General features: G+C 44.7%; 17 protein-coding genes. 8 read left to right on the top strand and 9 right to left on the bottom strand.

The window, feature by feature from the left end; genetic code table 11:
* Positions 1-45 precede the first annotated feature (45 nt).
* The 3 genes from ACTJKC_RS15150 (at position 46) to ACTJKC_RS15160 (ending at position 3,661) form a co-directional block, all read left to right on the top strand.
* Complete coding sequence (locus ACTJKC_RS15150) at positions 46-204, top strand: DUF3606 domain-containing protein (protein WP_440793142.1); 159 nt, start codon at positions 46-48, stop codon at positions 202-204.
* 34 nt (positions 205-238) lie between these two features.
* Complete coding sequence (ligD, locus tag ACTJKC_RS15155; RefSeq protein ID WP_440793144.1) at positions 239-3,130, top strand: DNA ligase D; 2,892 nt, start codon at positions 239-241, stop codon at positions 3,128-3,130.
* A gap of 90 nt (positions 3,131-3,220) precedes the next feature.
* The gene (locus ACTJKC_RS15160) at positions 3,221-3,661 is read left to right on the top strand and encodes a hypothetical protein (protein ID WP_440793146.1); all 441 of its coding nucleotides are present in this window, start codon (positions 3,221-3,223) and stop codon (positions 3,659-3,661) included.
* Between the two features lie 20 nt (positions 3,662-3,681).
* Here ACTJKC_RS15160 and ACTJKC_RS15165 read toward each other — a convergent pair whose 3' ends face one another.
* From ACTJKC_RS15165 to ACTJKC_RS15205, 9 genes are all read right to left on the bottom strand, one after another.
* A complete protein-coding gene (locus ACTJKC_RS15165; RefSeq protein WP_440793147.1) occupies positions 3,682-4,587 on the bottom strand; it encodes a hypothetical protein in 906 nt (301 codons plus the stop codon).
* A gap of 88 nt (positions 4,588-4,675) precedes the next feature.
* Positions 4,676-5,488, bottom strand: a complete 813-nt coding sequence (locus ACTJKC_RS15170; protein ID WP_440793149.1) for a hypothetical protein — start codon at positions 5,486-5,488, stop codon at positions 4,676-4,678.
* Positions 5,489-5,528: 40 nt separating this feature from the next.
* The gene (locus tag ACTJKC_RS15175; RefSeq protein WP_440793151.1) at positions 5,529-6,110 is read right to left on the bottom strand and encodes a hypothetical protein; all 582 of its coding nucleotides are present in this window, start codon (positions 6,108-6,110) and stop codon (positions 5,529-5,531) included.
* 58 nt (positions 6,111-6,168) lie between these two features.
* Positions 6,169-9,399, bottom strand: a complete 3,231-nt coding sequence (locus ACTJKC_RS15180) for an error-prone DNA polymerase (RefSeq protein ID WP_440793153.1) — start codon at positions 9,397-9,399, stop codon at positions 6,169-6,171.
* An 11-nt stretch (positions 9,400-9,410) separates the two neighbouring features.
* Complete coding sequence (locus ACTJKC_RS15185; protein WP_440793155.1) at positions 9,411-10,919, bottom strand: Y-family DNA polymerase; 1,509 nt, start codon at positions 10,917-10,919, stop codon at positions 9,411-9,413.
* A gap of 5 nt (positions 10,920-10,924) precedes the next feature.
* Complete coding sequence (locus tag ACTJKC_RS15190; RefSeq protein ID WP_440793157.1) at positions 10,925-11,662, bottom strand: ImuA family protein; 738 nt, start codon at positions 11,660-11,662, stop codon at positions 10,925-10,927.
* A 953-nt stretch (positions 11,663-12,615) separates the two neighbouring features.
* The gene (locus ACTJKC_RS15195) at positions 12,616-12,939 is read right to left on the bottom strand and encodes a hypothetical protein (protein WP_440793159.1); all 324 of its coding nucleotides are present in this window, start codon (positions 12,937-12,939) and stop codon (positions 12,616-12,618) included.
* A gap of 6 nt (positions 12,940-12,945) precedes the next feature.
* On the bottom strand, positions 12,946-14,340 hold the full coding sequence (locus tag ACTJKC_RS15200; protein ID WP_440793161.1) for a hypothetical protein: 1,395 nt from the start codon (positions 14,338-14,340) through the stop codon (positions 12,946-12,948).
* A 12-nt stretch (positions 14,341-14,352) separates the two neighbouring features.
* On the bottom strand, positions 14,353-14,994 hold the full coding sequence (locus tag ACTJKC_RS15205; protein ID WP_440793163.1) for a Crp/Fnr family transcriptional regulator: 642 nt from the start codon (positions 14,992-14,994) through the stop codon (positions 14,353-14,355).
* Positions 14,995-15,178: 184 nt separating this feature from the next.
* On the opposite strand from ACTJKC_RS15205, the gene ACTJKC_RS15210 reads away from it, so the two are divergent.
* The 5 genes from ACTJKC_RS15210 (at position 15,179) to ACTJKC_RS15230 (ending at position 19,895) form a co-directional block, all read left to right on the top strand.
* A complete protein-coding gene (locus ACTJKC_RS15210; protein WP_440793165.1) occupies positions 15,179-16,054 on the top strand; it encodes an RteC domain-containing protein in 876 nt (291 codons plus the stop codon).
* A gap of 121 nt (positions 16,055-16,175) precedes the next feature.
* On the top strand, positions 16,176-16,709 hold the full coding sequence (locus ACTJKC_RS15215) for a hypothetical protein (protein ID WP_440793167.1): 534 nt from the start codon (positions 16,176-16,178) through the stop codon (positions 16,707-16,709).
* A gap of 32 nt (positions 16,710-16,741) precedes the next feature.
* A complete protein-coding gene (locus tag ACTJKC_RS15220; RefSeq protein WP_440793169.1) occupies positions 16,742-17,086 on the top strand; it encodes a DUF4134 domain-containing protein in 345 nt (114 codons plus the stop codon).
* Positions 17,087-17,088: 2 nt separating this feature from the next.
* Positions 17,089-17,442: a DUF4133 domain-containing protein gene (locus ACTJKC_RS15225; protein ID WP_440793171.1), complete on the top strand. Its 354-nt coding sequence runs from the start codon at positions 17,089-17,091 to the stop codon at positions 17,440-17,442.
* Positions 17,439-19,895 carry a TraG family conjugative transposon ATPase gene (locus ACTJKC_RS15230; protein ID WP_440793173.1) on the top strand — a complete coding sequence of 819 codons (2,457 nt, stop codon included), beginning with the start codon at positions 17,439-17,441 and terminating at the stop codon, positions 19,893-19,895. Before ACTJKC_RS15225 ends, ACTJKC_RS15230 begins: the two co-directional genes overlap by 4 nt.
* Positions 19,896-19,909: the final 14 nt, after the last annotated feature.

Below are 19,909 nucleotides of genomic sequence, written 5' to 3' on the forward strand. Positions count from 1 at the left end.
TTCCAAGATCAGATGTTATTATATTGTTAACTAAAAGATAATATTATGGCAAGAGGAACAAGAGTGGAGCGCAATTCGGTTTCCAACCAGGACCACGAAATCAAATATGAAGCAAATAAGCTAGATGTCAAACCAGATAAAATAAGAGACGTGAAATCGAGCGCCGGCAACCAGCGAAAAGACATCGAAAAAAAGGTAAAATAAAAAACGAGCTCCGAAAGGGGCTTTTTTTAGCCGCATGAAGATTGCCACCTATAATATAAACGGCGTTAATGGCCGCATCGAAACCCTTCTGAAATGGCTTAAAGAGGCCGATCCGGATATTTTATGCCTGCAAGAGCTCAAATGCGAGGATAAATCTTTTCCTATCAGAAAAATCAACGATGCCGGATACCATGCCAAATGGCATGGACAAAAGGCGTGGAACGGCGTTGCGGTTCTATCCAAAAAAGAGATCAAGGAACTCAGGAATGACCTGCCAGGGGAAGATGATGAATATACCCACAGCAGGTATCTAGAGGTTTTTACTTACGATACCGTGATTGGTTGCATTTATCTTCCCTTCGGCAACCCATATCCCGGGCCTAAATATGAATTCAAAAAACGCTGGTTTTCAAGATTGATCGACCATGCGAAAACGCTTATTGCAACAGGGCTTCCGGTTATGCTAGTTGGTGACTACAACGTGATGCCCACCGACCTTGATACTTATAAGCCTGAGAAATACAAAAACGACGCACTCTTCAGGCCTGAGATCAGAGCCAATTATCAATCTCTATTGGATCAGGGATGGACGGATGCCATCAGAACCCTGTATCCAACTTCTGCCATTTATACCTATTGGGATTACCTGCGAAAAGCCTATGAGCGGAATGCGGGCTTAAGACTGGACCACTTTTTATTGACCGCGGATCTTGCGGAAAAATTAAAAGAAGGGGATGTTGATAAACACGTGCGGGGCTGGGAAGGGGCTAGCGACCACGCACCCGTATGGATAGAGCTTACCGATAAGCCGTTAAAGAAAAACCTCAAATCCCAGAAGACCGGTTCAGCAAAAGCGAAGGGATTTCTCGACACTCTTCCGCCAGATATTCAAGACATTGTCCGGTCGGTGGAAGAAACTACGATGCCCTCGGGGATAAAACCGATGAAAGCTACATTGGTTGACGAACCTTTTGATGAGCCTGGCTGGCTGTATGAGATTAAGTGGGACGGCTACCGTGCCATTTCCTATTTAAAGAAAGGACGAACAGAGATCTATTCCAGGAACAATTTGGAATTCACCCAGTTTACCTCCATTTCCGAATCACTCGACAGCCTGAACCTCAATGCCATTCTGGACGGGGAGATCGTAGCATTAAAGGAAGATGGTTCGGCCGACTTTGGCGCCCTTCAGAACTGGAAGAATACCCAGCGGGCAAAACTGCACTATTATCTGTTTGATATCCTTTGGCTCCAAGGCTATTCGCTTTTATCCCTAACACTTAATCAAAGGCGCCAGGTACTTGAAGCCATTGTGCCCAAAGAACATGAAAGCATAAAATTAAGCCAGGCCTACCTTACCTCAGGCATAGACTTTTTTCATGCCGCCAAGCGGATGAAGCTGGAAGGTATTATCGCCAAGCGGGCAGATAGCTTTTATTCCTCCGATAGCAGATCTAGGGAATGGCTGAAGATAAAGGCGAAGAGAAGGCAGGAAGTAGCGATCGGCGGATACACGCGAAACGAAGGGACCGAAAAATATTTTAGCGCACTTGCCTTAGGCGTATATGATGGTAAGGGAAAGCTGAAATATATCGGTAAGGTAGGCACCGGATTCAATCAAACTACTCAAAAGGAACTCATGGATGAGTTCGATAAGCTGGCCACAAAAACCTGTCCCTTTGAAACCACGCCCGATGTGGACGAGCCATCACAGTTCAAACCTCAGCGACTTGGAGCAAAGCCAACATGGCTAAAACCAAAACTCATCTGCGAGATCGAGTTTGCCGAGCTGACCAGCGACGGGAAAGTACGTCAGGCATCATTTAAGGGATTAAGGAAAGACAAAGATCCCAAAGAAGTTATTCTGGAACTCGAGGCGGATACACAGACACTTGTTCATGAAGTGAAACTTGAACAGAAATTGACTGAAGAAAACTCAGAGAAGCCTACGAAGGCCATAAAACCTGCTAAGGGCAAAAGCCTAAAAACCACAAAGCCCCTATTGGAAGGCAGCTCGCAGATTCAGGGAAAGAAAATCGATGGACATATCCTGAAGTTTACCAACCTGGACAAGCTTTACTGGCCGGAAGATAAGGTGACCAAGCGCGATATGTTCAACTATTATGATGCCGTAGCGCCGTTCATGGTTCCCTATCTTTTGGACAGGCCAATGTCACTCAACAGGTTTCCGGGCGGAATCCATGGAGAAAGTTTTTATCAAAAGAACGTTAAGGAAACCGCACCGACATGGGCGCATACCATGCCACATACCAATGAAAAGGGCGAAGAAAAAAGCTATCTTCTGGGCAGAGACAGGGCAACTCTTTTATGGATGGCAAGCCTTGGCTGTATAGAAATGAACCCTTGGTTCAGCAGGGCTGCTTCTCCGGATAATCCAGACTATTGCGTGATTGACCTGGATCCCGATAAAAACACTTTTGAGCAGGTGATCAAGGCTGCACTGGTAACCAAGGATGTGCTCGACAGTATCGGCGTACCGGGCTTCGCTAAAACCTCTGGTTCAACCGGCATCCATATTTATATCCCACTGGGCGCAGAGTACACCTACGAACAATCGCAATTATTTGCCAATTTGATTGTTCGGCAGGTCCACCGGGAACTGCCGAAATTCACCACGCTGGAACGCAGCATTTCTAAGCGGGGTGGTAAAATGTATCTTGACTTTTTGCAAAACAGGCCAGGTGCGACCATTGCTGGCGTTTATTCACTCAGGCCAAAACCCGGCGCGACGGTCTCGATGCCTTTGCTCTGGGACGAAGTTAAACCGGGACTGAAAATGCGCGATTTTACCATCTTCAACGCTATCGACAGGTTAAAAGAAACAGGCGATTTATTTATGGGCGTACTGGGAAAGGGAATAGATATGCATAAGGTGCTCTCTTCGGCTCAGGAAAACTTCACTTAGTTTTGACGTTTATTTTCTTGCCAGGCATTATGCCAAGTTTATTGCTAAAACAAAAAAGCTCACAATGCATTTATACTAAAAATTAACACCATGGAAAGATATGTTTTTGACCTTCCTACAGATAGAGGAAATATACAGGCAACAGTTGAGGAGGCAGGGGAATGCTATAGCGTTCTGTTTGACGGAAAGTTTGCGGGCAGCATGTGGCAGGATGAGCATAGGGGCATGCAGTGGCAAACTGACGATGATGAGCTACAGCCATTTACGTGGGAGATAGCCGTTCATCTTTCCGAAGCTTTTTCTCGAAAAGGCTTTCCTTCACTTTTGATGGGTTCATATCCGGAAATCGTTTCGACCGAATGGAAAACCAGTGAAACCCTTGAAGTGCGGGTAAAGACTGATACTGATATGGAAGTGTTTACTACTTTTTTAAAGGACGAAGTATTAAACCTGGTGACATTTGAAGAACATTTAGATCTCATGGTCAAAAGAGAAGACGACGCCTACTTTACCATTATAGGTATAAATTGAAAAAGTATGTTCTTGGGTAACTACTTGATTTTTGTTGCTAAGTGTGGATATAAGGAATAGATTCTTTTCTTTTTATCCTCAGTATCTGCCTTTTTTAACAATCTTTGAAATAGGTTGGATTTTAGATAATGTGTATCATCTCCGCGGTAATAATAGTCGACAATAAAGTCCTCGCTCAAGGTTAAAAGGTTTTCCAATTCATTCAACCCCACTAAATCAAATAATATAGCTGTGTCATCTTGCGGATTATCGTCATACTTAATAAAGTGTTCCCTAAACCCGCCTGGTATATTTCTAACATGGTCAACAAATCTATATAGCGGTTCAAGGACGATTACCTGAAATAACGAGTCGTCATGATTTTTACTAGTCATGACCTCCACCGTTTTTTGGTATATCAAACTTAAACTATGAGTATGTGGGGGGACAGTTTGTGTGAGAGACAAGTACGCTTTGCAAAATACCTCGATATAAAACACAACATTTTGATAAATCGCAGGAGACAAATTATTTAAAAGTTCAAATTGATAGGAATCCATATCATATACCTTTTCATCTTCGATTACCTTGATTGCATTTTCCAACAACAGAGAAATTACGACATACTGGTTCATGCACGAATTTACTGCACGATTCGATGTTGATTTTCGACTTGCAACTAGCCCAACAGTACTAATCCATACGTAACCAAATTGGCTTTCTGAAATATGTAATTTCTTTACAGAATCATAATGATAATAGGTCTCCGCAAATTGCTTATTTTTTATCCCCAATTTTTTGAGGAGCGAAATAAATAATTGTCTTTCCACAAATCTAAATTTGCAGGCAAACTGTTCCCCTCCATCTATATCCGCAAAAATCTCTTCTAAATCATTGCGATTGGATATTACCCAATATTTTTCTTCGTTTTCCTCTATAAATTTCATTTCTATCGAGTCCTAATTCCATTATACTTCTTTGCGAAGGTCGGTATCAACACCGCAATTTAGCTGCGTAATAGATTTTAGTTTTAATTTAGGAGTCCTTGATTGATATATTTGGGTTCCATTGCCCAACTCTGGTAAGTCCAAGGTCCTCCCAGGAGTTAGTTTTTATTTTGACAACGTCCTCCGTGTCATAAAGCATTGGTACCTCTTTGTTATACGGCAGCGATGCGTGTATCTCCTTGATTAATGATTTAGCTGAACCAACAATGCCAAATACTCTTGGCTGAAGTAACTGAAAATCCAATCGATCTTCCATCTTTAAGTCTTTGGGTAGAATGCTCCGCGTATGTATAACTTCGTTTCTTATGCTCTCTAACCTGCAAAATGTGGAATATGATTTAAACTGTCCAGGATCTCTCATTGCCAAGGCATTAGGTAGAATTTGGCGCAACTTCTGAGTCGTAGACTTCCATCTTTGTATTTCCTTAAAATCCCACACTCTTTCGCCATCAGTAGTTTTTTCAATATAAGAATATTCTTTAGGTATTAGAGCATTGCATAGGCACTCAACGGCTGTATAAGCCATAATAATACTTATTCTTATATGCTCGAAATAATCATATAACTTAACTACATCTTCATCGGATAGGTCATACGAGGATCTCGTCGAAATCTTCGGCTCTATCAATTCTTTATGTAAACTTTTTGCTACCTTCAATTCACGTTCCGATGCATTGAGATACATAGCAGTGGAATTGGGATTGTCAAATTTTATCGTTGCCTTACCAGCTTTCAATGTTACAACTTCTTGCATTGCTATATCCTCTCCTGTATCCTGTATTTCATAAATAACAAGCTTAACTTTTCGCTTATCCGAAACATGATGTAGTTTTCCTTCCATAGTTAAAAAGTATCCGTTAAATCAAGATATTCTTATGCAGTTATGTATTGTTTGTGTCCACATCCATTTTTGCTCTAACAAATCTATCAAAATATCCACCATCAATATTTTTTACTCGTTTAAAGCTTTTCCAAGAAGATGTAAGTTGGATATTTCCAATTGATAATTCATCGACTCCTAAAAGTGACCTAGAAAGAAGCGCAAACTTTACATCTGCTGAATTAAAAACAAATTGGTCTTCTCTTGACAGCAAAATATCGTTTTCCTGACGTTCCATAAAAATGGACATAGCATCTGAAACGTCCCTTAATTGTTCATATAATTCCGTTGGAAAAATTGCCCCGGCTTCTTCTTTTGCTATCGAATGATCCCGAAGTATATCCCTAATGTCTTCTAGCGCTTCTTCTTTGAAATGATTTTCTATTATCAGCGTAGAAAAAATCTTAAACCTTCCATGATAGTGAAAAAGCTTCGAAATCAAATCTATTTGCCTACTGTAAAGTTGTTCTCGAAAAGAGTTAGCCTGTGATTTATGTGTATAGTAAAAGCCTATAACGGCTACTAACAAAGTTGCAATAATTCCAGCCAGTCCAACAATCAGGGTCACCGTGTTTTCTTCCATCTATTTTTGTTAAAATCAATACTAAAGATAAAAATTTTATCAATGTCTCTAAAGCACATTATTTGAAATTCCTACCACCATGAAAAGCCTTATTAGGTGCTTCTTCACGAACCAGCGCCCGCTTATTCTGTGATGGATAAGGTGCCGTTTTTTCATCGCCTCGAGCTAAAGTCAACACCGGCAACTCATCAACTTCTCGCTGCACCAACTTGCCCAGCATTTTTGTAAAATCAAAACACTTGCTCACGATCACGTGTACCACCTTTCCCTCACGCTGCAACCGGCCTTCCACCATTAGTAGCCTTGCATGCAATATTTCCTTGCGGTAGGTTTCGAACAGTTTTTCAAATACAACCAGATTAGAAGATCCCGTTTCATCTTCTATGGTGATAAAACAAACCCCGCCCGCAGTTCCGGGACGCTGGCGTACCAGTACCAATCCCGCGACCTTTACCAGCTGCCCATCTGTAGAATCATTATTGATATGGTGGCAACTGCGGATATTGAGCATATCCAGTTGCGACCGCACGAAACTCACCGGATGTGCTTTGAGCGAAAGCCCTATGCTAGCATAATCCTGCACCACGTGTTCCCCCTTTCCCATAAGCGGCAATTCGACCTGCGTTTCCAGCACACTTTCAGATGCCTGTCCCTTGAATAATTCTACTGGCATATCCTGCAAAGCCGAAACTTCCCAGAGCGCCTTGCGCCGATCCATTCCCATAGACCGAAAAGCATCCGCGTCAGCCAATCTCTCCAGTGCAACGATTGAAACCCCTGCATCACGAAGCGCGGTAACGCTTTTATATCCTTCGCCACGTCCATCGACCAGGGTATCGACATCATCGACCCTGATACCGCTGATCTGCCGGAATCCCAAACGCATCGCAAAATATTTGCCCGATTTTTCTTCGAGCTTATTATCCCACAAAGAATAGTTAACATCTACCTCGCGCACCTCGACGGTTTGTTTCTGGGCATCGATAACAATCTGAGCAGGCTGGTAAAATCCCATCGGCATGCTGTTAAGCAGTGCCGCTGCAAAAACATCCGGGTAATAATGTTTCAGCCAACATGACACATACACCAGCAGCGCGAAACTTGCCGCATGCGATTCTGGAAAACCATAGCTTCCAAATCCCTCCAGTTGTTTGAATATCCGCTTTGCAAACTCTAGGGTATATCCTTTGGCCAGCATTCCATCTATTAGCTTCTGCTCATATTGGTTCACCAGGCCCTTGAATTTGAACGTTGCCATACTTCTTCGCAATCCATCGGCTTCGGCCGGGGTAAATCCTGCTGCAACGATTGCAATTTTCATTGCCTGTTCCTGGAACAAGGGGACACCGAGAGTTCGTCCCAGGATTTCTTCCAGCTCCGGCGAAGGGTATACCACTGGCTCTTCGCCATTTCGCCTTCGCAGATAGGGATGAACCATATCTCCCTGTATCGGCCCTGGCCGAACGATTGCCACCTCTATCACCAGATCATAAAATTCCCGTGGCTTTAACCTGGGAAGCATGGACATCTGCGCCCTACTCTCGATCTGGAATACGCCAAGCGTATCGGCCAGACAGATCATGTCATAAACCTCGGGATCATCCTGTGGAATATTGGACAGTGTAAACTGCTTTCCATAATGATCGCGGCAAAGGTCGAACGCTTTGCGTATGCAGGTAAGCATGCCAAGGGCCAATACATCCACCTTCAAAAAGCCTAGGGCATCGATGTCATCTTTATTCCACTCGATGTTCGTGCGGTCCTCCATCCTGGCATTAAGGATAGGGCAGAGATCCGTAAGCTTCCCCTGGGTTACTACAAATCCCCCAGTGTGCTGGCCAAGCTGCCGCGGAAAGCCCATCATCTGAGAGGTAAGCTCCAGCGTTTTTTTTAGGTGCGGATCGTTTGGATTCAGGCCCTGTTCAGTAATCCTTTTTCCCTCGAACCATTCATCGGTAAACTCCCAAATGGAACTTGAAAGCCTATTAATAGTATCCACCGAAAGCCCCATTGCTTTTCCCACATCCCGGATTGCGCCCTTTTGGTGCTGCTGGGTAACTGTTGCTACGATTGCCGCCCGGTCACGCCCGTATTTATTGTAGATATACTGGATGATTTCTTCTCTTCGCTCATGCTCAAAATCCACATCGATATCAGGGGGCTCGTTTCTGGCGGGGGAAATAAAACGCTCAAAAAGCAGGTCGAATTTCATCGGATTTACTGATGTGATCCCTAAAACAAAACAAATGGCAGAGTTGGCCGCCGAGCCCCGTCCCTGGCATAGGATCCCGCGTGACCTGGCCTCCCGCACAATATCTTCCACAAAAAGAAAATAATTGGCATAATCCATCTGCCTTACAAATTCCATTTCATGGTGGATCATCTTAACCACTTTTTCAGGGATGTCTTCACCGTAAAACTCATGTGCCCCTTTCCAAGTAAGAAACTCCAGCTCCTCCATTGGACACCTGCCGCTCTGATTGATCTCTTCTGGATAAACGTATTTCAGTTCATCCAAAGAAAAATTACTGGCCTCGGCAATCACCATTGTATTTTTGATCGCACTTGGATATCTTCTGAACAATCGTTCCATTTCTGCAACCTCTTTCATATAGCGCTCTGCATTCTGGTGCAATCGGAACCCCGCCTCCTGAACGGTGCATTTTTCCCGCACGCATGTTAGCACATCCTGCAGTTCCCTGCGCGAGGGATCATGGTAATGGATATCGCCCGTTGCCACTACCGGAATGCTATAAAAATTTGAAAGCTGTGACGTCCTAAAGATCAGTTTATCATCATTTCCCATATAGGATCTGGTAGCCGCCAAATATAACTGCCCGTTCAGTGCCTGCTTGTATTCAGCAACCGCACTAATAAAGCTCGCCTCGTATTCAAACCTGCGGTTGAGCTCTCCAGGCATCACAATGCAAAAGATGATTCCCTTGCTATGGGCATAGACATCCGCCCTTGAAATGTGGCAGGATCCTTTTTCGGTCCGCATATTGCCAAGGGTGAGCAGTGCCGATAATCTGCCGTAAGCTTCCCTGTCGGTTGGATAGGCCAGTAAGCTCGGTCCATCCAGCAGATCCAGCCTGCAGGCCGGAATAAGCTTTACGTTTTTTTCCCTGCATGCCGCATGAGCCCGGACAATTCCGGCCAAGGTGTTACGGTCAGTGATCGCTATTTTTTGATATCCAAAAGCCTCCGCCTGTTCCACCAGTTCATGGGCATGCGATGCCCCTCGTAAGAAACTAAAATTCGATGTCACCTGTAATTCGCTATACGCCATAACTATCTTCCTTATGCAAAAAATCCATGGATAAACCATTTATGCTTATTTTCTCCCCCGTAATGCCCGGAACGGAACAGCCAGTAGCGGCCGCCCTGCTCATCCTCCACCTGGTAATAATCCCTGTGCTCACCCTGATCCAGCCACCATTCCCGCTCGATGCGCTCCGGTCCATCGGCTTTTGTAACAATATGTCGAACACCCTTATATATAAAAAACTTAGGGGGATGATCGGGGATAATGGCCATCACTTCTATAGGGGCTGGAGTTTGAAGAAGCTCCGTAGGCCGAGGCCTGTCGACCCGCCATGGCGCATTCGGTTTTTCTGTTACCGATGCCGCTTTGAGTATTGCCCGTTCTGGCCAATACCTTTTGGCGGGCAGATAGCGATGTATCACCTGAAAACCGACCTTTCCAGCTACACGGTCGAGTAGTTTGATCACGCTCTTGTCATCAAGTCCCGGCTTTGATGACCACATTTCTTCCTGGGGGACCTCCACATCATCCACTCTCGGTGCATCCAGCACAAAAAGCTCAATGCCCAGGGCTGGCCTGATTTGATCGATCTTCAGCTGGAAAAGCTTGAAAAGGTGGCTGAGGCTATGTGAGGCGCCACTTGTGCCGATATCAACCTGTACCACTTTGCCGTCGATCCGGTAGCAGCTAAGCACGCCGGACCTTAATCCCTTTCCTTCAGCCTGCATGCGCTTGCACAGGTTTTTAAGCAATTTATTAATGGCGATCTCTATTCCGTTTCGCGTTTTGATGGGCTCCAGGCAGGCCAGCCTTTCGCTGAACCCCACAGGCACCTGAAGGGGAAGAAGGACTTCATTTTCTGTACCAATGGCTTGGGCCAATCGCAGCAGAAAATCTTCCCCAAATCGCCTGCGTAATACCGATCTGGGCATCCCGATAAAACTTTTGATCTGGTAAAATCCAAGTTTCCGGAGTTTGGCCAACACTGTTTCCTCAAGGCGTAGGGCATCAGGTACCAGGTTAAGCAGCGCATCCACATGCTCGCCGATCGGGATCAGCGGGGTCACTTTTCCATAATGGGAAACTGCCCAGGCAGCCCCAGGCGTATCGGCTATTGCAACGCGAACCGTATAGCCCTTGCTTTTTAGCCTGGAAACGATTTCTTTTAGGTATCCGCGTTCCCCGCCCCAAAGATGGCAGCATCCGCTTGCCTCAAGCAGCAGTCCATCCATTGCAAATTCATCGATGGCAACTATTGGCGAATAGCGCACGCACCATTCGCCAAGCCCTTTGAGCAGTTTTTTCGGTCTTCCAGGTTTATCGTCCAGAACCTCAAGTCCGGGACAAATAGCCTTTGCATCGGCAGCACGCATTCCAACCTCGACACCGAAACTATGGGCCAGTTCGCTCACCGCAGTGATCAGCATTCGGCCATGGTCGGGCGCAGCAAAAACAAAGGGTACGCCGGAAAGCTCGGGCCTGCGGATAAGCTGCCAGTCAGCTAGCAGCTGGCGGAACCATATGGAAACAAAACGCCTTTGCATGAGATCTATCCAATCTGCCTGCCCTCCATTTCAGACCAAACAAGCTGTTTTTTGATTTTCTTAATTTCCACGAATTTTTCTCCCGCCCATTCCAGCACGAAGTTTCCAGGATTCCCGTTGCGCACCTTCAGCAGCTCGACCTGCCAGCGGGGAAACCCCAGTCCCGGCATTCCATCTTCTGTTTGAGAAGGCATGGGACTGATCCTCCACCTAGCCGTGGCGACTGTACTAGCGGTTTTATTTTCATCTTTTCGAAGTATAAAACCTGTAACGCCACTTGATTCTACAGCCAGCTGCAATCTTCGAGATTCGATAAGTGAGAGATTATTGACCTCGGCGACTACTGCCGCGAGCCCCTCGCATTTGAGGGCTTCTTCTGTAATCCATAGTACATCCTTTTCGGTCTGGACATCCATAAAAATAATGCGCTCAGCCTCAACATTGAAAAGTCCCAGTGATGCAGGGAACAAACGGCGTGATGTGCTTGCCCATACGCATGCCGCACCATTTTCCATGAGTATGGCCAGCAGTCCTGCGATAAAGCCATCGCTTGCCGCCGATTGTTCGGGGACTACGGTAATAAATTCATGGATTGCCTTTTTCGGGAACACGCCACCAGGGAAAGCATCTTCTATATCTCCAAGGCCAATACGCTCAGTTTTGCTTGAGGCCACAGGTTTAAAACCCTGCCACAACAGGATATCCTGTTGCAATTTTTGAAACAATTCCCTTTTAGCATCCATGATAATTAACTTAATTTTTTAGCTATTATTTTTAGTATTAAAAATATACAACAAACATAAAACTAAAATTGTTAGCAAATCACGAAATGTGGAAAAGATTTTGTTTTTGGTGGAGAACTCAAGGCGGATAGCGCATACTGTTAAGATCGGTGATGTTCTATTTTGACCAGAAAAAATAATGTTTTATTAGTAGCGATAAGGAAACCGTAATAATTTATAGATTGGATGATTCAAATTCGATAAGCCCCGGAACGTTATAGTTGTCGGCAGTTTCTTCCCGGTATGTTTGATTAGCTTCTTGATCAGCGTACCTTATTTTGACGCAGCTGCCGTTTTTCAACATGCGCTTTTAAAATAGCTTCCCTAATCAACTGTAGGCTAATCATGAGTCTTTGGTATTTATCGTAAACAGCAAACATTTGGTTTTAACATTAACTAAAATATGAAACCAAGACTAATTTTTCAAATGGTCAAAATCCATGTTCTAGATCCACAGACTAATGTTAAGAGCTGAGTGATTAGTATATTCTAGCGGGGTGGCCTCACCTGCAAACGGGTAATCCTTATCAATAGTGCAAGCCTCCATTAATTTGATGGAATTTGGGTAAGTGCAATTTCGGTCAGCCGTTCTTCGCTCGGTTCTTCCATCAACCATTTCCCCTGTTAGGTCATCGGTAAGTATTGTCGGCATTCCTTTTCTTGGAATTATGGATTTGCTGCTTAATACCATTTGCTGCAGTTGTCCCAAACGCTACGGTGAGAACGCATTGTCCCACTTCTTTATCGAAACGATCGTTATACACTCCCGGAAACCAAAATATTCCTTGCCACAATCCCAATCTGATATGGAAGTTTATCGGTATCGTTCAATAGCTGCCTTTTTTGCCATAGATTCGATAATTCCGGTAAAAAGCACCTGCGGCATTATAACGCATGAAGCTATGTAAAATGTATTAGCTAATTTTTGAATAGTATGGTAGCTTGAATCTTTCGAAATGTCTAAGCATCTGCCACCATTCCCAAAATTTCCATGGTTTTAGAGTGAAAGTTCGATAAAGTGTCTGATCTTTATCTGGATTCTGTTTTTGAAACCGTTTAAATCTTATTTGTCCCACCTCATAATCTAAACCTTTCCCTGGTTGTTCAACGTAAATAAAGCTAGCATCGTTATTTTGATAACTGTAATTTTCTTCGAGAAAATAATTAACTGGTGGTAAATTAGTTATAATCACAATTGAAACAATTATGATGATCCAAATTTTGATTTTCTTTTTCATAATATTCTATTTACAAGGCCCATTGCTTCCAGGAACACGCCCTCCAGCTTCGTTGATATCTGATTTTGGATTAGCTGCTTTTTGTTCCCGCAAAGCGCTTGCCATTCCTGCGGGTGTTTTGGCAAAACTGGCCCCACCAGGTCCACCCAATCCAATTTGAGTCGTTGGGTCTGGGATTGGAATGCCACCTGCCTGGCCCGCCCCGTAAACGAATGCTGAGCAATTATAATCCAAGAAATGGTAGTTTGTTGGTGGGTTGCTGACGTAATCAATTACTTTTTGAAAACTTTCACCAGTTACATAATATGTTGCGCCTATATCATATTCCATATCTCCATTGTCCAAAATCTGTGATTTTGATGTTAGCTTCTCCAATCCTGTTCCTGTAGGATAAAAGCCAACCGTTTGGGTAATGGTGGTGCTGCCGCTGGTTTTGCTCAATGAAATGGCAACATGGCCGAAACTGTTGGCACCGACATTGAAATAGGTTCCCGGTTGGGGTTCCACAACATATACCCTAACAACGCAGGCTGCATTTACATCTGAAATTTTAGAAAAGCATTTCATCATTTCTTTAGGATTGACCGGACTTTTATCCTCACCGGGAAGATTGGATGGGGGAGGAGGAGATGATGGTGAACTTCCGCCCCCGCCGCCATGTTGTGGACCGGATGAATCACCACCGACCCCATCGTAATAGCCGCCTCCACCTCCGCCACCACTATCATCAATATAGGTAGTAGAGCAAACCTTAGTAGAATGAACAGTAAAATCCCCCTCTGCATCTATATAGGTGTCCTGAAGCCAATCGCAGGTTGCAACCGCCAGGAGCATGAGTTTTCCCTGTACTCCGCTGAAGGGATTTACTTCTTTAAACTTCAGGTTTGCATAGGCTTGTGGTGAAAACTGCTGTATTATTCCAACGGGCTTACCATCGCTGTAAAGTCTGCCACCGGTCAGTCTATAGTTAAGGTCATATTCAAATATCCGCCCGGTGAAATCAGATGCTTTTGCCGTTCGTTTTTCCTGCAGGTACAGCGCCTCTGGTATGATTTCCAGAATTTTAGCCTCAATCCGGGAAGTTTTGTAATTCCTTAATATGACAAGCTCCCTGTATCCCTGTTTATAGTTTTGATAGGTCGGCTGCCCATCCAGCAGAACCGTCCATTTATTTCCATCCCTGGTGGCAACACTTTTTGCAAGTTGCCAGTCGATATGGATTTTTTCCAATACCTTACTGCTGTCTGGGTCAATCCGTGAAATATACTTCTGAGCTTCACTTAAAGATAAGGTAACATTTTCCGCAGGATCAGTTTGAGTTGTGTTTTCATCCATCTGATCCTTTTTGCACCCGAAGGAAAGCAATATAAAAAGTATCACAATTTTGAAATTTGTTTTCATAACATTAATTTTCTAGTTAAAAACCGGAGATGAATCTTGCCTGTTTTGTGTCTTGTGACACATTTGCATTTTTTTACGCCGAATCCTGCTCAGCGTTTCGCGGCTGATTCCAAGGTAAGAAGCGATATTGTTCTGACTGGTTTGCTGCTCAATATCGGGATGCTGTTCATGCAATTTTTCATAGCGCAGATTTGGGGTCTGGGTACGCAGGAAAATTGCCCTTTCCTCGCTCATAATATAATACTTCTGTATAACGATCCTGCCCAGCAGATTGCCCTGAGGAAAATCTGCGTAATAGGCGTTCAACTGCTGCCAGCTGATCGACTGCAATTTACAATCCTGAAGTACTTCTATGTATTCATGAGCTGGTTTTTGGGTGAAAAAGCTGTAAACAGAAATCATCAGATCCCCCTTTCCCATAAACCAGGTGGTGCACTCTTTGCCATTTTCATCAATGAAATAGGCACGTAGAAAACCATTGCGGATGAAGTATAGTCTTCTGGCGGTTTCACCCGGCCTGAGAAGGAGATGTTTGCGGCTAAAACTCTCTGTGACCACCTCTTCATTTACCCTGTTCTGCAGGGGAGCAGGAAGCGGTGCAATGAAGCTCAGCGTTTCCAATAGATCGGCTTCTTCGGTAGCTCTTTTTTGCATAGCTTGTCGATTGTGTCACAAATCAACTCTTCAGCGTATTTACCTGGCTAATATTGTCCTGTCGGAAGGATGTATTCTTTTTTAACGGAATTTATTCGCTTTTGTTATGCGAGACCGCTTAAAAGCCTGCTTTTCCGGTATCTGAATAAATGCTGCTCAGTTCAATAACCAAAAATGTATTGTTATGAATCTGGAAAAACTATCAGAAAAACTTTATGCCCAGCTTTTACTTCAGGTAGAAGAAACCGCTAACATCAATGACGCAATGGAGAAACTAAAGAGCGGTCTTGCACTTGTTCAGAAAGCCCTGGTACAGCTAAAACTCGAAATCTCCAAAATCGGTTTTGCCGATCAGCAGGAGGAAATTTATTTTTTTAAAAAGGGTAAGCCTCAGATTTATGCGCAACTGATCCTGATTACTGAGCGGTATGCGATAGAGAACGGCATGCCCTTGCTGGGTAAGGAAAAGCAGCTTGCACACCTGGAGTCACAGCTATCCTTCATTGACCGTTTCTTTCGCCAAAATGAATTTCTTTACCAGTATTACCGGATGAGGGCTACCGATCTCGACGAACGCTATTTTATCAGGGGTGGCGGTAGTCAACTCATCGGTTTTTCCGAGGTGCCAGAAGTGGATCCGGCTTTTTCAACAGCGGCAGATTATCTGTTTTCCAAATTTATGGCCTATGAAAAGCTTCAAAAGATTTTATCACAGGAGATCGAAATGAGAAAGGGCGCAGAGAGTGGTGTGGATACAAACGCAGTCAAAGGATTAAAGTGGACAGGAGAAGCGGTCAATATGGTCGAGCTGGTGTACGGGGTTTATGAAACAGGGCAGGTGAACGGGGGCAAAATCAGCTTATCCGAGCTGATGGATTTTTTTGGTCAGTTCTTCCAGGTGAATATCTCAGGCTACTTTAAGCGCTTCGCAGATATCAAAAGACGTAAATCAATGAGTAAGACAAGGTACCTAGATGAAATGCAGCAGCTCGTTGCAAAACGGATAGAAGATAGTGACGCCTGGATTCCAGAGGATCAAAAAGGCCGCTACGGGTATTAATCTTCAGGTGAAAGAAAAACGTTAGGTAGTACGCGCGTACTACTGAACCAAAAATCTTTCCCTTCCCAACATTTGTACCGACAAAGGCAGGCAATGGTGCCTGCCACGAAATCTTAAATGTATGTTACAACAATTTTCCTGGACAACTTTTTTCATTTTCTATGCTGTTTTAAGTGCCGTTTGGTATCTGTTACTCGGGCTTACGGTCTATCGGAAGGATGCCATGACTTGCCTTTCGGGTGGCCTGAACAAAGGAGTAACAGCACCTGATGCTGAATCCGGGCAAGGTGCAGATCTGGATTATCCTGCTGCCCCTGAGGTCATGGGCAGATCCAGGATGCCTGAAGGATTAGAGATAATAAGTATGGGCGCATTGAATTTTGCAGCGGGAAATGCCGGATCTCAGCATGATGGGAACAGTAAGTCAGACCAGCTCGGACTAGTTCCCGATGTACTGCAGGAGCTGAAGGAGATTTTTGCAGTCCTGGCCAAAGAAGATGGAACCAAGCAGGATTTCTTTTCCCTTGCAGCCATGATCAGCGAAAAATACGGGCGCATCGGTTCCAGCCCGAATATCGGCAAGATCAATGAGTTTATCCGTGACCATGCGCCTTTTTCGGTAAGTCTGAAGGAACTGGAAAACCTGTGGGACTAATCAACTCGATTTTTAACCTGAAAAATTTTACAATGGACAATTCAATAAAACAAGCAAAAAAACAGGCCTTTCTGAAAACCCTGATGTTCTGCTGCGCCTGGCTAACATTCAATTATATTTTTTCGCTTTCCTGCTTCGCCCAGGATGGTAATGCCGGAATCCAGGAAGCGACCAACAAGGTAAAAGGCTATTTCGATACCGGGTGTGACCTGATGTACGCTATCGGTTCAGTAGTTGGCATCATAGGCGCTATCAAGGTCTTTAACAAGTGGAACGCCGGGGAGCCTGATACCAATAAGGTCGCTGCAGCCTGGTTTGGCAGCTGTATATTTCTGGTGGTAGTCGCTACAGTGCTAAAATCATTTTTCGGGATTTAGCCATGGCAGTTATCTATCAGATCAATAAGGGCGTTTCAAAACCTATCCTCTTCAAGGGGCTTAAGGCGCAATATATTGCCTATCTGGCTATCGGGTTGGTACTGCTGCTCCTGTCTTTTGCCATACTTTATATCTCAGGGCTTAGCCTTTTTCTGCTGCTGCCCCTGATCATGGGATCGGGAACCGCGCTTTTTATGGTGATTTTCCGCTTGAGCTACAGGTTCGGGGAGCACGGACTGATGAAATACCTGGCCCGAAAACGGCTTCCCGGCTATATCCGATTTAGCACCCGCAGGATCTTCACATCCCTAAAGTATCCCAAAGTTAATCTCAAACATTTAACTCTTAAACCATGACAGAGGCCCTCCAAATTCTTCCCATTTATAAAGTAGAGCATGACTGTATCCTTTCTTACAACGGGGACATCACCATTGCGTACCGCACAATTCTGCCCGAGATCTTTTCTCTTTCCGAAAGGGACTATGAAGCATATCATCAGGCATGGGTAAAAGCCATCAGGCTTTTGCCTTCCGGAAGCATTTTTCATAAACAGGACTGGTTTATCCAGGAAAAATTCCGTGCAAATTTTGAAAAGGCCGAAAGCGGTTTTCTTTCCCTTTCCAGTGAACGTTTTTTTAACGAAAGGCCCTATACCCATCACAATTGCTACATTTTTCTCACCCGCAGGGCAATGGCAGGGAAATCATCCTCATCGGCCACTTCTGGCCTGATGAGAAGAGGGCTTGTTCCCCCGCAGACCATCAGCTATACGCTACTGTCAGACTTTTTGGATAGTGCCGGTCAGTTCGCGGGCATCCTTCATGATTCCGGGTTCGTCTCTCTGGAACGCTTAAAGGATGATGAGCTTGCAGGTACAGCCACCTCCGCCGGCATTATTGAACGCTACTGCACGCTACTGGGTGAATCTGAAATGCCAATGGTCCGAGACATCCATTTAAAGGAGGAAATCAGAATCGGGGAGAAGCGTATGGAAATCTATACCCTGGCGGATGTCGAAGACCTGCCTTCTTTTTGCGGTAGCCGCATTAACTATGAGCCCTATTCTAATGACCGGTCCAAATTCAGCATCGGATTTGCCAGTCCCCTTGGGCAATTGCTCAGCTGCAACCACATCCTGAACCAGTATGTTTTTATCGGAGATACCCAAAAGACCCTTAAAAAGCTTGAGGCTAAAAAACTGCGCCTGCAGTCACTTTCTGCCTATTCCCGTGAGAATGCGGTTTCACGCGATGCGGTAAATGACTTTCTTAACGAAGCGGTGGCACTTGGCAGGCTTCCGGTAAAGTCGCATGTAAATATAATGGCCTGGTCGGATGATGCCGTTGAGCTTAAAGATATCAAGAATAAGGTGGGCTCCTGCATGGCTGCCATCGATGCTTCGGCCAAAAGGGAAACTGATGGACAGGCTCAGATCTGGTTTGCAGGGCTTCCCGGAAATGAAGCCGACTTTCCCATGAACGATACTTTTGATACTTTTTTGGAGCAGGCAACCTGCCTTTTCAACATGGAAAGCCATTACCGGGATTCTCTTTCTCCCTTCGGCATCAGGCTTGGCGAGCGCATTTCCGGACGGCCCGTGCATGTTGATATTTCAGATGAGCCTATGGAAAAGGGCTACACCACCAACCGCAATAAATTTATACTCGGCCCCAGTGGGTCAGGCAAAAGCTTTTTCACCAACCACATGGTCCGGAGCTATTACGAGCAAGGGACCCATGTGCTGCTGGTAGATGTCGGCCATAGCTATAAAGGCCTTTGTGATTTGGTGGGGGGATATTATTTTACCTATAGTGAAACCAATCCTATAGCCTTCAATCCCTTTTACCTGATGCCCGGAGATTTGATGGATACCGAAAAACGGGAGAGTATCAAAACCTTGCTACTCGCGCTCTGCAAAAGGGAAGGTGAATCCTTTACCCGCTCAGAATATGTCGGGTTTTCCAATGCGCTCAGTCTGTATTTTCAACAGCTGGAATCATATCCGGATATCTTTCCCTGCTTCAATTCATTTTATGAGTTCCTTTCCGGGGAATACCTCATGGTTCTCAAAGAAAACGGGGTCAAGGAAAGCTATTTTGATATCGGCAGGTTTCTTTATGTGTTAAAACCATACTACCGGGGCGGGGAATTTGATTACCTGCTCAATGCCACAACCCAGCTAGACCTCCTTTCCGAGCGATTTATTGTTTTTGAACTTGATGCGATCAAGGATCATCCGATTCTTTTTCCCGTGGTGACCCTGATTATTATCGATGTTTTTATCTCCAAAATGAGAAAGCTTAAAGGTATCCGAAAGATGATCCTTCTGGAAGAATGCTGGAAAGCCATCGCCAGGGAAGGCATGGCAGAATACATCCGTTACCTTTTCAAGACCGTGCGCAAGTTCTTCGGCGAGGCTGTGGTAGTTACCCAGGAAGTGGAGGATATTATTTCTTCGCCCATTGTCAGGCAGACCATCATCAGCAGTTCGGCATGCAAGATCCTATTTGATCAGCGCAAATACCAGAACCGCTTTACCGAAATCCAGGAACTGCTGGGGCTGACCGACAAGGAAAAAGCCCAGATCCTTTCCATGAACCGCGCCAACGAACCAGGCAGGAGATACAAAGAAGTATTCATCTCTCCTCCTAGTAAGGTTTACCGCACCGAAGTTTCTTTGGAGGAATATCTCGCTTATACTACCGAAGAGAAGGAAAAGTTGCAGGTACAGGAATATGCTGCCAGGTTCGGGAGTATCCAAAAGGGGATAAGTGCATTAGCCCAGGATATCAGAAAACAATCAATTTAAAAACAAGTAGTTAG

This window comes from Pedobacter sp. 22226 (assembly GCF_052045455.1).
In the GTDB taxonomy this organism is placed as follows: Bacteria; Bacteroidota; Bacteroidia; order Sphingobacteriales; family Sphingobacteriaceae; genus Pedobacter; species Pedobacter jeongneungensis.